Annotated in this window: 13 protein-coding genes and 1 riboswitch; of the genes, 3 read left to right on the forward strand and 10 right to left on the reverse strand. The window is 46.1% G+C overall.

What is annotated here, in order from left to right:
• Positions 1-54 precede the first annotated feature (54 nt).
• The 6 genes from G9G54_RS06915 to G9G54_RS06940 form a co-directional block, all read right to left on the reverse strand.
• Positions 55-507, reverse strand: a complete 453-nt coding sequence (locus tag G9G54_RS06915; RefSeq protein WP_165176977.1) for an SRPBCC family protein — start codon at positions 505-507, stop codon at positions 55-57.
• 221 nt (positions 508-728) lie between these two features.
• A complete protein-coding gene (locus tag G9G54_RS06920) occupies positions 729-1,484 on the reverse strand; it encodes a DUF4247 domain-containing protein (RefSeq protein ID WP_165176978.1) in 756 nt (251 codons plus the stop codon).
• Positions 1,485-1,497: 13 nt separating this feature from the next.
• The gene (locus G9G54_RS06925) at positions 1,498-2,004 is read right to left on the reverse strand and encodes a DUF4178 domain-containing protein (RefSeq protein WP_007432513.1); all 507 of its coding nucleotides are present in this window, start codon (positions 2,002-2,004) and stop codon (positions 1,498-1,500) included.
• A 24-nt stretch (positions 2,005-2,028) separates the two neighbouring features.
• Complete coding sequence (locus G9G54_RS06930; RefSeq protein ID WP_165176980.1) at positions 2,029-2,436, reverse strand: DUF350 domain-containing protein; 408 nt, start codon at positions 2,434-2,436, stop codon at positions 2,029-2,031.
• A 131-nt stretch (positions 2,437-2,567) separates the two neighbouring features.
• Complete coding sequence (locus G9G54_RS06935) at positions 2,568-3,236, reverse strand: PspA/IM30 family protein (RefSeq protein WP_013310486.1); 669 nt, start codon at positions 3,234-3,236, stop codon at positions 2,568-2,570.
• Between the two features lie 87 nt (positions 3,237-3,323).
• Positions 3,324-4,346 carry an NADH:flavin oxidoreductase/NADH oxidase gene (locus G9G54_RS06940; RefSeq protein ID WP_081330763.1) on the reverse strand — a complete coding sequence of 341 codons (1,023 nt, stop codon included), beginning with the start codon at positions 4,344-4,346 and terminating at the stop codon, positions 3,324-3,326.
• Between the two features lie 306 nt (positions 4,347-4,652).
• Between G9G54_RS06940 and G9G54_RS06945 the strand changes: the two genes are divergently transcribed.
• Complete coding sequence (locus G9G54_RS06945; RefSeq protein ID WP_165176981.1) at positions 4,653-5,459, forward strand: polysaccharide deacetylase family protein; 807 nt, start codon at positions 4,653-4,655, stop codon at positions 5,457-5,459.
• 197 nt (positions 5,460-5,656) lie between these two features.
• On the opposite strand, the gene G9G54_RS06950 is transcribed toward G9G54_RS06945, so the two are convergent.
• From G9G54_RS06950 to G9G54_RS06960, 3 genes are all read right to left on the reverse strand, one after another.
• A complete protein-coding gene (locus G9G54_RS06950) occupies positions 5,657-6,325 on the reverse strand; it encodes a 3D domain-containing protein (RefSeq protein WP_165176983.1) in 669 nt (222 codons plus the stop codon).
• Positions 6,326-6,331: 6 nt separating this feature from the next.
• A riboswitch (cyclic di-AMP (ydaO/yuaA leader) is annotated at positions 6,332-6,500 on the reverse strand.
• 234 nt (positions 6,501-6,734) lie between these two features.
• Positions 6,735-7,457 carry an amino acid ABC transporter ATP-binding protein gene (locus tag G9G54_RS06955; protein WP_165176985.1) on the reverse strand — a complete coding sequence of 241 codons (723 nt, stop codon included), beginning with the start codon at positions 7,455-7,457 and terminating at the stop codon, positions 6,735-6,737.
• Positions 7,444-8,907, reverse strand: a complete 1,464-nt coding sequence (locus G9G54_RS06960; RefSeq protein WP_165176986.1) for an ABC transporter substrate-binding protein/permease — start codon at positions 8,905-8,907, stop codon at positions 7,444-7,446. The genes G9G54_RS06955 and G9G54_RS06960 overlap by 14 nt, the downstream gene beginning before the upstream one ends.
• A 148-nt stretch (positions 8,908-9,055) precedes the next feature.
• Here G9G54_RS06960 and G9G54_RS06965 point away from each other — a divergent pair, with 148 nt between their 5' ends.
• The gene (locus tag G9G54_RS06965) at positions 9,056-10,234 is read left to right on the forward strand and encodes a M20 family metallopeptidase (RefSeq protein WP_165176988.1); all 1,179 of its coding nucleotides are present in this window, start codon (positions 9,056-9,058) and stop codon (positions 10,232-10,234) included.
• Positions 10,235-10,276: 42 nt separating this feature from the next.
• A complete protein-coding gene (locus G9G54_RS06970; protein WP_165176990.1) occupies positions 10,277-11,347 on the forward strand; it encodes a hypothetical protein in 1,071 nt (356 codons plus the stop codon).
• An 84-nt stretch (positions 11,348-11,431) separates the two neighbouring features.
• On the opposite strand, the gene glgA is transcribed toward G9G54_RS06970, so the two are convergent.
• Positions 11,432-12,874 carry a glycogen synthase GlgA gene (glgA, locus tag G9G54_RS06975; RefSeq protein WP_165176991.1) on the reverse strand — a complete coding sequence of 481 codons (1,443 nt, stop codon included), beginning with the start codon at positions 12,872-12,874 and terminating at the stop codon, positions 11,432-11,434.
• Positions 12,875-12,880 lie beyond the last annotated feature (6 nt).

Raw genomic sequence — 12,880 nt, forward strand, 5'->3', positions numbered from 1 at the left:
AGAACGATTTTAAAATCGTCCTCTTGTTGCAGTTTTAGCATGTAACCTTCTGAATTATCTATCTGGCATCATCCTTTTGTCGAGCTGCTCAATTACAAGCGGCCAAGCCTGCTCATGTTGGTTCCTTGAATTCTCATCTGGAAAACCTGCATGCGTTAAGTAAAGACGCGTGCCATTACCGCGAGGTTTAAGCTCAACGGTGACCACTGTTTCAGCTCCCTTGGTGCCGCCTTCGCCAGTAACCCAAGTCAGCTCGATAAGTCTGTTTTGCTCAAGTCTTAGAAATCTTCCGTAATGTGGATGACGCTTTCCCTCAAAATGCGTTTCGAAAAAGAAGGTCGTGTTCACTTCAGCCTCCATTAATACTGATCCTGGGGGTGCAAACCAACTGTCAAACTGCTTCGTCCAAGCCTGATACAGGACATTCGGAGAACACTCCATTTTTCGTTCCACCATTAGATTAAATGGTCTTTGTGAAAGATCTGGCCAAGAAATAGATAGTACCATTTAATTTTCAATCCCTTCAATCAAACAGAGTTTTGATTATCTCTACATTATTATATCCATAAGGTGTAGGTTGCGGCTGCTTTCCCTTATCTGTCCACTTCTACTTGATGGCTGTGCCGCTAGATGATCACCAACGTCATCTCTAAAAATAAAAAAAGGAACTGTGCATCAGTACCACAGTTCCGCGAATCTTTTGTTTTCAAATAAATTGACGATACCCGTCATCGTCGACTTCGTCGGCTGATTTTACCTGAACCGCTACGTGTTTTGGGCTTACTATAAGATCTACGCGGCGAATCAAATATGCTGGAACCACCGCTGTCGCTACGGTCACGTGAAATCGAGCCTCTGCTCGGTGAACTGCTGGACCCTCTGTCGAACAGACTTCCGCTTGATCCAACACTGGAATCCGAGTTCTTTCCTCTACGGGTAACCGAGCCTTTACGCTCCACCGTAATCGGCGGGATCGCTTTTTTCTCCTGCACCGTAGGGGCACGATATTGGCCCTGAGAAGGTCGGTATACATCTCTGCTGGAGTAGCCACGATAGGAGCCTGAACCACGCAACGAATCAAACAGAGCATCCAGCACAGTTGCGGTTAAGTATCCTTTTAGAAAACTTGAACTGTAATTTTGTTCGACATACTTTTTACTGTCAATTTCAATGAGTGTATCTTCCTTCTTAGTTGGATCTTGCTGCAAATGGTACCACTCATCGCTATATACCAGAAACATCCGCTCATTGCTCTGCGGTGACATTTGTTCCGGTGTACGCTGTTCTTTCAATTCCTCCGCTACTTCCGGAACTGTCTTGCCAGCTGCCCGGTATACATACGAGGTCGAGTTTCCGCTGCCACTAACCGATTCCAGCGGATACGTATCTTTTACATTTGGCGCGCCGCAGCCGCTTAACACGGATACGAACAAGCTCAGCGCCACCATGATCTTTAATGCATACTGCCAGGTGCGTTTGCTCATGTGTCACCCTCTCCTAGCTTGCCCGAATAACCTTGACGTCTCCGGTAATCACTTCTTCTCCTTCATAAAGCATAAAGCGACCGTCCTGCCACTCTACCCGCAACAGATGGTAATCATCAGACTGGTACTGCCAAACATGCTGCTCTCCACCCTGTCGGAAAGGAGCACGGCCCATGACGGTAACATGCCCAGAATACTGCTCCTCCAAATGGTACGTTGTATCATCCAGCTCTAAAATGGTCGGCACTTCCTCGGGGTTGTCAAGTCTGCCGTCGATGGCCTGATATAGTCCGAATTGCAGTGTTTCCCGTTCCTCAATATGAAGATAACTGACTTGATTACCATCCTGAAGCGTCAAAACAACGGCATTCCGGGCACGATTATGTACACGACCTACCACTTCATAGGTAACAAGCGACACTTCACAGATATCACCTGGATTTAAGTGAAGCATGCTTTTCTCTGCTTTTGGCGGCTCCGGCTTAGCAAATAGATTTGAAATTCGTTTCCACACACCCATGGTTATATTCCTGCCTTTCTTAGCCTAGAAGCATGCTGTAATGATCAAGGCGCCAACCAGATGCAGCGCTCCTGAAAACAGACCGAAACCAATTTTACCTTCCTGTGTACCTTTATCCAGCTCAAACTGAGCCCAGTACCGCAACAGCAGACGTACAATAACTTCCAAAACAAGCAGGATGACAAAGGCGATCACAGAATACACAAGCGCTTCGAGCAAATTATTAGCTGTAGCGATAGACCCTGACAAAATATAGCCTTGTGCAACCAGCTTCATAATCATTCGTACCGTTACGGCCATATTTCCAGCTTTCACTTCGGCAAAATCCTTATACTTCGTAAATAAAGAGTCGACATACATTAATGCGAAAATCAAAATAGCCCCCGCACCAGTCCATACAAGCATTGCTTTCATCGTTTCTAAAAAATGCATTTCATACCATCCTCCACATCTTCTTGTCCTTCATATAATGTTTTACGCCTCCAGGCAGGGAAAAGCGAAGGAGAAAACGTTTCTCCTTCGCTTCCTGAGCAATCACACTTGGTGGCATTGCTAAAATGTTCTTATTTATTTTCGTATTGCTTCAACAAAGCGGCAAGCTCATCGTCCACGGCGCTTTTCTTATCCAGCTCTTTGAACTCCTCATCCAACGATTTTTCCTTAGAGGACATTTCGTTGCTCGCTTCGGCACGTGCTTCTGCTTGCAGCATTTTTTCTTCCATACGCTTCAATCCGGCAGTTGCCGTATCAGAGCTAAAACCGTTCATAGCTTTGTTAATTTCGGTTTGCGCTTTAGCTGCATTATAACGGGCAACCAGTGTTTCGCGCTTGTTTTTCATTTCTGTCAGCTGTCTGCGCATTTCATCCAGCTTGCCACGTAGATTATCGGCTGCAGCTTTGTTCTGTTCGTAACCAGCTTTGAACTCGTTCATTTTTTGTTCAGCAGATTTCTTTTCTTCCAGCGCACGACGGGCCAGATCTACATTTTGTGCTTTTGCAGCGGTATGTGCCTGTTCTTCACGTTTCTTTACTAAAGCAGCCTGTTCTTCGTATTGCTGTTTGAACCTCTTTTCAATAGCAATTTGAGCGGCTACCGCTTTCTCTGCATCTTCCAGGTCCTCTTGCATATCACGAATGTATTGATCCGTCATTTTAATTGGATCTTCTGCCTTGTCGATAATGGCGTTAATGTTGGACATCGTAAGATCTCTTAATCGTTTGAAAATAGACATGTGAAGTTCCTCCTAGAGTTGAATGCTTAAATTTTAAGCTCTGTACACATGTTTACGCAAGCTTTGCAAAGAGGGTTTCAAAAATATCTAAAAACCGCGCAAGTAAGGCTCTGGGATGTCTGCCTGTACTTTTAGCTCCCGCGATGCATGCAGCGCCCAATAGGGATCACGCAGCATGGCACGCCCTATTGCTACCAGATCAGCTTCTTTCTGCTGAACAACCCGGCGGGCGTCCTCATAATCATCCAGTAAGCCAACAGCAATCACAGGTACATTCAGCTTTTCACGGATGGTATGAGCCAAATCCACCTGATAGCCGGCACGCGCAGACGGGCCTCCGCCAGAACCAATCGGACCCTCACCACCAGAAGAAATATGGAAAATATCCACACCTGCATCACGATATCGTTCCCCTACGCCTGTTATGTATTCCACATTATATCCATCCTCGACGTATTCTTTGGCAGATATCCGCATAAGCACAGGCATATCAGCAGGAAGAACCTCTTTAACAGCATGTATGACCTCAACACCGAACAGTGACAAATCCTGCCCATATTCATCTTCTCTGGTATTTGTTAAAGGCGAATGAAATTGATGAATCAGATAGCCGTGAGCGCCATGTATCTCAACCGTATCAAAACCGGCTTCCACCGCGCGGCGCGCGCCTTCTTTGTATGCCTGAACCAGTTCCCTGACTTCAGCTGTCTTTAAGGCGTGCGGCTTTTTAAAGCGTTCGCTAAAAGGAATCGTGGACGGACCCACAGGTTGCTCAGCATCTTCAGCCTTGCGTCCAGCGTGGCCTAGTTGAATACCAATCTTGGCACCATACTTGTGGACTTCCTCTACAATCTTACGATATGCAGGAATATGTTCGTCACTCCAAATACCCAAATCACGATCCGTAATACGTCCATCTGGATGGACCGCTGTCATTTCCACAATAATAAGTCCAGTGCCTCCTACTGCCCGGCTCACATAATGGACATGATGCCAATCCGTTGGATTTCCGTCCTTGGCCTCCACGCTGTATTGGCACATCGGGGGCATGACAATCCGATTTTTTAAAGAAAGCCCCTTTAATTGATAAGGAGTAAACAAGTCGGTCACTTTTATCCATCCTTCCTTCAATTCCATGTCTGTATAATTATGAATTGCATCCCCATTATACACCAGCTGTCACAGTATACCGAATTCGTTGTAAGGCTAAAACTTGCGAAAATGCTCCTGTTTTCGGTCATGTTTAAGAGAATATTTACGTTTAGCTCCATCATCTTCATTGATAATCGTTTCATCGTGGGCTTCTTTCCAGTCGTTTATGAGCCGAACTTGGTTACCAGCATATTTTTAATAAGACAGGTACATAATAGTCGAGAGCACCACTAGGTACCACTGCACGGAAAGGGGGGGATACATATGCCGTACAGGGGAGTGTTGCCATGCTTGGCACTGTTACTAGCATTCTCAAGTTTACCCGTTCACGCGGATGCGCCTCCCAACACCGGAACGACCCATCCCAAGGAAGCAGCTGTTGCTTCTTCTGTACATCAGAGCACAGATCGAGCAACTCCTACATTAGCAATGCTGCGAAAAAAACATGCGGACATTTTTAAAATGTGCGGCCCACACACCCGCCAAATTGCCCTAACCTTTGATGATGTGCCCGATTCTAGGTATACGCCGCAGGTTTTGGACGTATTACACGCCAATGGCATCAAAGCCACCTTTTTCATCGTCGGTCACCGTGCGGAAAAGCATCCGGGGATCATACGCCGTATTATCCGTGAAGGCCATGCTATAGGAAACCATTCCTATACTCATCCGGATTTTAGGAAGGCCACACCAGAACGCTTTCGCAACCAGATTACAAAAACAGAACGTATTTTACAAGCCAGCGCAGGTTTTCGCCCCAAGTTGATTCGTCCACCCTACGGTGAAATCACGGAGCCTCAAATCCAATGGGCACGTCGTCATGGCTATATGATTGTCAATTGGAATGTAGACTCTCTCGATTGGAAGGGATTAAGTAAAACACAAATTCAACGCAATGTGATCCCAGCTACCGGGCCTGGCTCTATTATTTTAATGCACGCAGGTGGAGGTCAAAGTTCCAACTTGCAAGGAACTGTCCAAGCTCTGCCGGGTCTAATTCACTCTCTAAAAGCTAAGGGCTACAAATTTGTGACAGTCCCCCAGCTACTCCACACATCGGAACGGAAATAACCATATGTTTATGATTGAGCTACAGCTAAAGCAACGTAAAAAAGCTGTCTTACCAGCAGAAGTTTTCTGCTCGTCAAGACAGCCTTTTTTATGGATAAGACCTGATAAGAGTCCGACCTAGTTATATGCGGTAGGATACAGGCATTAAGTTTACATAATATATATTATGTTTAATTAAACCGTATATACGTACAATGCTATTTATCAATAACGTACAGCTTCACATTTTGGAATCCAAAGTCGTTCACAAATGATTTGTTGCCAGGAATAAAGATATCAATCCGCTTTCCTGTAATGGCGCTGCCCTGATCGCGAGCGACAGCTACAAAAGAATGATCCGGCAAACCTGGGTGGGAATAGCCTGTAACCAGCACTTTCGTGCCCATCGGAATGACGTTCGGGTCTACCGCAATTGTACCTAGTTTAAGCGGATTGCCGTAGTAGTCCACTGCTCCCCATTTACCATTCTCGTCGGCTGCGGCAGAATACGCTGAAGCCTTAACGTCAACTATTTTGCTATAGTTGAATGTTTTGCCCCACGCTTCAATCGTTGGCCCCTCATTCGCTGGTGCTTTCTCCGTAAGAAGCTGCGGCTTCGAATCCGAAGCTGCCTTCACACTTTTTTCGCCAGGCACCTTAATTTGCAGACCTGCATATATATTGTTGGAAGCAATGTTTGGGTTCGCCTTCGTTAGCTCGTCTACCGATACTCCATAACGTTGAGCAAGCAAAAAAAAGGTATCGCCCTCTTTGGCAGTGTGAAGCGAAGCAGCATCCGCTACTCCAGCTGTCTGTGCCAGCCCTGCAATAGCTGCGGCAAGCACCGCAAATTTCATCGTTTTACCAATATGTTTTAGATGTTTCAAAGATATGTACCTCCTCTGTTATGCCTGCGAAGTTAGCTGTCGGATTCGGACTCAGGAGAAGCCCTATGCTTGTGCAATTCACCCCTAGGCATATTCCACATCGTCTTATGACGTATCGGAATGACTGCCGTTGTTACGTCCCCCGCACTTCCCATAGTTTGGGCCCAGCTTCAGCGGTTGTCATAACCACATGCTGTCCCGGTAAGTTTTGGCTTACTGCATAATATCACAATTTTGTAACCTTATCCGCATGAAAATGTTGGGAACCTTGAACATCATACTACACTCATTACAATTTTGTCATCAAGAAATCGATATTTGTTACGAAAGTATGGGGAAATGGTGACAAAAAGAAAAAAAGCCCTCCGTTAAACGGAGGGCTTTTTTTATAGATTATATCAGCACTTCCTTACAATACTTTGGCAAGAAAATCACGGGTGCGATCATGGCTTGGAGTGCCAAATACCTGCTCTGGTGTACCTTGCTCTACAATTTGACCGTTATCCATAAAGATAATTCGATCACCCACCTCGCGGGCAAAACCCATTTCATGCGTCACGATTACCATTGTCATGCCGCCTTCGGCGAGCTTCTTCATTACATCCAGAACCTCTCCAACCATTTCAGGGTCCAATGCAGAAGTCGGCTCATCGAACAGCATTACATGCGGCTGCATGGCCAAAGCACGCGCAATCGCAATACGTTGCTTCTGTCCTCCGGATAGCTGGTTCGGATAGGTATTCTTCTTATCCTCAAGCCCTACGGTACGCAAGAGTTCTAGCGAAATTTTTTCCGCTTCCTTCCCTGACTGTCTTCTAACCTGCATTGGTGCAAGCGTCAGGTTCTGCAACACTGTTTTATGCGGGAACAGATTAAAATGCTGGAACACCATCCCCATCTTCTCCCGGGTTACATTAATATTATGGCCACGAGCTGTAATCGGCTCGCCCTCAAATAAAATCTCCCCGTCTGTAGGTTGTTCCAACAGATTCATACAACGCAAAAACGTACTCTTCCCCGAACCACTGGGGCCGATGATGACGACGACTTCACCTTTTGCGATATCTATATCAATGCCTTTTAAAATCTCATTCTTACCGAACGATTTACGCAGTTGTTTAACGGTGATCACTGGCTCTCAACTTCCTTTCCCATAAACCCAGCAGCTTAGACAAGCTGAATGTCATTACAAAATAAATAGCGGCTGCGATTACGAACGGACTTAATCCTTCGTAGGTGATGTTCTTAATGACCTGGGCCTGATACATAATATCCACCATCCCAATGGTCGAAATAATGGAGGATTCTTTAATGATCGTAATAAACTCATTACCGATAGCAGGCAAAATAGATTTAAACGCTTGCGGCAAAATGACATGACGCATAGCTTTACCGCGTCCCATACCCAACGAACGGGCAGCCTCCATCTGTCCACGGTCTACTGCCTGGATACCTGCCCGGAAAATTTCAGCCAGATATGCTGAACTATTCAGAGACAATGTGATTATACCAGACTGGAGTGGGGTAAAATTGACACCCAGCGTCAAAGCAACTCCGTAGTGAATGATCATAAGTTGTACCAGCATAGGTGTGCCACGTAGGATCTCCACATAAGTGGTACCTAACCACTCAATGATGCGTATACCACTCATCCGCAGCAAGGATACGATCAGACCAATGATAAATCCAAACAGTACTCCGAGTGCAGACAGCAACAGAGTGTAGCCGATACCCGTAGCGTAAAAACTGCGGTATTTCCAAAAAATATCTACGATGTTATTAGAAGAAACCTGTCGATCTGCAGAGAGCGCGCTCGCTTCTGTGGAAAACTTCTCAATCGACCCGTCCGCTTTCAGGCGAGCCAACGTTTTATTTACAGAGGCAAGCAATTCTGCGTTCCCCTTGCGTATACCTACAGCTGTTTCTGCTCCGGCATCCTCAGGCACGGCCTTGGCAAGTGTTACGGTACCATCTAACGTGTATCCTTTAGCAACCGTATCTTCGATCACAACAGCGTTGATACGCTGGGTCCGCAGCTGGAGTACCAGATCAGATATTTTGTCCAGTGAGGTTACAGTGGCATTGGGTACTTTTTGAGCAATTTCTTCCTGAATACTCCCTTTTTGTGCCCCAATCTTCTCGCCTTTCAAAGTATCCATCGTAGGATATTTGTCTTTATCCTCTGGGCGTACCATAATGACTTGCTTGGAGCGATAATATACATCTGAAAAATCAATGCTCTTTCTCCGCTCATCCGTCGGTGTCATACCGGACAGTACCAAGTCTACACGACCACTTTGCAAAGCAGGCAGCAAAGAGTCAAAACTCATGTCCTCAGGGACCATCTCCGCATCCAAATCTTTGGCGATTTCCTTGGCGATATCCACATCGAACCCAACAATGGTATCCTTACCGTTAATGACTTTATGAAACTCATACGGCGGAAAGTCGGCACTCATGCCCACTACAAGTTTTTTCTGTGGCTTTGCTTCCGTTCCGTATGCAGTGAGCATGGGAAGACCAGTCAACAGCAAGATAACCGCCGACAAAACCAGGGCGGTAAAACGATATGCCTTTTTCAATCTTTTTTTCTCTCCTTAAATTCTTTATAATAAATAAGATTGTGTCATTATAAATGAATATGCATGATTATGCAATGAATGTTATAGTACAATTTCAGCATACCTAACGCAGTACCTACATTACAGTTTATATAAAGGAGTTTTCAGCATGGATTTTAAGCAGACCATTCAAAAGACAATTGAGCAGCATGCCCCACGGTTTAAGGACATTTCGTTATATATTGGCGCAAATCCTGAACTTGGAAACGAGGAATTTCTGGCCGCTGCCCGTTTAAAAGAAGAACTGGTTTTTCACGGTTTTGAGGTCCAGGCACCCGTATTGGGCATAGAAACAGCCTTTATTGCAACTTACAAATCTGCAAAACCCGGACCGGTTGTCGCTTTTCTGGCAGAATATGACGCTCTGAAAGGTCTAGGACACGCCTGTGGGCACCATTTGATATGTATGATGAGTACAGGTGCTGCCGTCGGCCTCAAGTCGATCATCGACGAAACCGGTGGAGAAGTACGGATATATGGCACACCTGCCGAAGAAACACGCGGTGCAAAGGTCCCGATGGCCGCTGCCGGGTTGTTTGATGATTGCGACATAGCACTTATGACGCATCCTTATGACCGTTACGAAAAATCAGGCAAATCGCTGGCGATTGATGCTGTACAATTCGAATTTTTTGGTCAATCCGCCCACGCGGCTGCCAGTCCGCACGAGGGCATTAACGCGCTGGACGCTGTGATTCAAACGTTCAATGGCATCAATGCGTTCCGTCAACAAGTAAAAAGTACAGTGCGTATCCATGGGATCATTAACCAGGGTGGGCAAGCAGCCAATATTATTCCTGACTACGCCTCAGCCCAATTTTATGTGAGAGCCGCTACTCGTCAAGAACTGAACCCGCTGACTAGCCGTGTTATTCAAATTGCTGAAGGAGCTGCTTTACAGGCCGGGTGTCGTTTGAAGACCTCCAATTATGAGACTTCTTATGATGAAATGGTCACGAACCGTGTACTTTCCGATGCGTTTACCGCAAATTTGGTGCAGGCTGGCATTTCACAAGAAGATATAACGGAAGGCGAAGATCACGGCTCCATGGATATCGGAAATGTATCGCTTCATTGCCCTGCTATCCATCCGTACATTCAAGTTATTGACGAGAAGCATGCCTTGCATACACCAGAATTCCGCGATTTGGCGATGCAGGACCGGGCCATGGAAGGAATGCTGCTGGCTGCGAGAACTTTGGCATGGACTGCTTGCGATGTAATCACAAATCCTGAACTGCTAGCCCAGATAAAAAAAGAATTCGCTCTGCTGAATAACGAACGCTAAATCTTAATTCCGTGTTCTTTCAGAAAGGAGTAGTCAGCCATCATGGATAGTATGAGCAGCTTTTGGACGTTGTTTATTGTGGTGGACCTCATCATTTTTTGGTTTATATTCCGTGCAATACGCAGGAACCGGGGAAACAGAAAAACACGGCGCCGGAATGCTTTTTTCCTCAGTTCCCCTTCTCCTTCGTCCCTTACACAGGAGCGTCATCCAGAGATTACAGAGATGATGCAGCTACTGGAGCAATCCATTCCCGCCTCCTATGCTCATAGCGTAAGGGGTCGTGTAATGGAAGCCCACCCAGAGCTGACGAAGCAAGAATATGATTGGCGCTGGCATGAGCTAAAACGATATTTTATGCTATGCGCGATTATGAATAGAGTGCCTATGTTCAGTAGTGATGTGGATGAATTATGGCACGAAATGTTGATGTTTACCCGCGAATATCAGCAATTCTCGGAAGCTTTTTTTGGTCGTATGCTTCACCATGCGCCCCATTCTGGCGGCTCTAAGCCGATGCCTGAGGAGCGGGCTTGGTTTGACTGGTTGTATGTGGAATGCTTTGGCTGGAACCGCTATAGCGCCAGTTTGTGGGGTACTTTTTTTAATCATCCATTACCAAACGACGAGCTTTCGCGCTATTACAAACTCGCAACTTCGGCGCAGCCAGCAGGTGACCGCTGGAATACGCAGGAGAATATAGCCATTTCACAGCAGGCCCAACAAGCGGTTCATAAGATTGTACAACGTCTGCGCGAGCGGGTGAATAAAGCGGTGGATGATCCTGAGGGGAAGCAATTGCCTAAGGTCAACTATTTACAGGTCGACTATTTATTATTAGCTGTTGTGTGGTATTCATGGTATCAACCTGAACAATTTGCCGTACACATGCACCCTGATGCTACAGGTAATGCCGCATTAGCTAGTTCATCCGGCTGTAGCTCGGCAAGCGGTTGCTCGAACTGGGATACACATCACTCGCACCATCATTCCTCCCATGACAGTTCTCATCATGGAGGCTCTTCTCCCCATGATTCAGGCGATTCTGGTAGTCATTCTTCGTGTAGCAGCGGCTCTTCATGTGGAAGCAGCTGTGGTGGCGGGGGCGACTGATCATAGCAAAAAGGGAATTCCTCAGCCAAACACTGGCTAAAGGGATTCCCTTTTTCATTAACATGACTATAGTGTTCCTACTCTTCAGTCCGTCTTTGTTAGCAAATGGTAAATATCCATATACGCTTTAGCTGAAACATCCCAACTATATTCTCCTGCAAAAGCCGTCTGTGTAAGCTTCGACCAATGCTCAGATTGGCGATAAAAATGAACAGCACGACGAATAGTGTTCAGCATATCATGTGCATTGTAGTTCGTGAAACTAAATCCGTTTCCTTCCCCTGTGGACTCATTGTAAGCCTGCACAGTATCGTTAAGACCCCCTGTTTCTCGCACAATAGGGATACTTCCATAACGAAGCGCCAGCAGTTGGCTGATCCCGCAAGGCTCAAATCTTGATGGCATAAGATACATATCACTTGCCGCATATATTTTTCGTGACAGAGGTTCGCTAAAAGCGAGCTGCGCCGACATTTTCAGTGGATAGCGTCCCGCTGCCTCACGAAACCAATGCTCAAAAGCCGGATCCCCTGTTCCCAGAACGACAAACTGGATATCATCATAATACAGGATTTCGTCAAGCACTCTCGTTACCAGATCTAGCCCCTTCATATCTACAAGCCGGGTTACCATGGCAATCATAGGTACGTCTGGCCGCACTGGCAGACCCAACTCCTTTTGCAGGCCAATTTTGTTTTCCTTTTTCTTTGTCAGACTCGTGCGGTACTTCGTATAAATACGATTGTCCGTGGCAGGATTGTAGCTTTTGGTGTCAATTCCGTTCACAATCCCTGTTAAGCGACCCTGATCTCCCAATTTACGAAGCAGACCCTCCAGCCCGTATCCGTAAAATTCTGTTTGAATCTCCTCTGCATAGGTTGGACTCACGGTCGTGACATGATCCGAGTACGTAAGCCCACCTTTCATAAAATTCAGTCTGCCATGATACTCCACACCCTCGGGGGTGAAATAGCTTCCATCCAGGTTGAGCAGCTCAGTTAAGACCCCATACGGAAAATCCCCTTGATACAGCAGATTATGTATCGTAAACACCGTGCGAATATCGCTGTAGAAGGGCAAATGTCGATAATCGGCATTCAGAAGCAGCGGAACCATTGCCGTATGCCAATCATGACAATGCAAAATATCCGGTCGAAAGTTCAGTTCAGGCAGCATTTCTAAAATCGCCCGGTTAAAAAAGGAAAAACGTTCGCCATCATCCATATAACCGTAAATACCGTCACGACCGAAGTAATACTCATTGTCTATAAAATAAACCTTGATTCCGTCTAATGTCAGTTCCTCTATTCCGCAATATTGATTACGCCAGCCTACGGCTACTTGCTTCACCGCTACCGGACGCAGAGACTTTTTATAAGTATCGGGAATCCCCGCATATTTAGGTAAAATGATTCGGACGTCGCACCCCGCCTGACGAAGTGCCTTCGGCAGTGCGCCAATGACATCAGCCAACCCGCCTGTTTTAATAAATGGATGTGCTTCTGCTGCCGCAAACAAAATGTTCATATGTGC

This window comes from Paenibacillus sp. EKM212P, from assembly GCF_011066115.1.
Taxonomy (GTDB): domain Bacteria; phylum Bacillota; class Bacilli; order Paenibacillales; family Paenibacillaceae; genus Paenibacillus; species Paenibacillus polymyxa_B.

Coding starts and splice junctions, on each gene's coding strand:
- G9G54_RS06930 (WP_165176980.1), bottom strand. CDS start 2,436: ATGCATTTTTTAGAAACGATGAAAGCAATGCTTGTATGGACTGGTGCG.
- G9G54_RS06925 (WP_007432513.1), bottom strand. CDS start 2,004: ATGGGTGTGTGGAAACGAATTTCAAATCTATTTGCTAAGCCGGAGCCG.
- G9G54_RS06935 (WP_013310486.1), bottom strand. CDS start 3,236: ATGTCTATTTTCAAACGATTAAGAGATCTTACGATGTCCAACATTAAC.
- G9G54_RS06920 (WP_165176978.1), bottom strand. CDS start 1,484: ATGAGCAAACGCACCTGGCAGTATGCATTAAAGATCATGGTGGCGCTG.
- G9G54_RS06970 (WP_165176990.1), top strand. CDS start 10,277: ATGGATAGTATGAGCAGCTTTTGGACGTTGTTTATTGTGGTGGACCTC.
- G9G54_RS06945 (WP_165176981.1), top strand. CDS start 4,653: ATGCCGTACAGGGGAGTGTTGCCATGCTTGGCACTGTTACTAGCATTC.
- glgA (WP_165176991.1), bottom strand. CDS start 12,874: ATGAACATTTTGTTTGCGGCAGCAGAAGCACATCCATTTATTAAAACA.
- G9G54_RS06965 (WP_165176988.1), top strand. CDS start 9,056: ATGGATTTTAAGCAGACCATTCAAAAGACAATTGAGCAGCATGCCCCA.
- G9G54_RS06915 (WP_165176977.1), bottom strand. CDS start 507: ATGGTACTATCTATTTCTTGGCCAGATCTTTCACAAAGACCATTTAAT.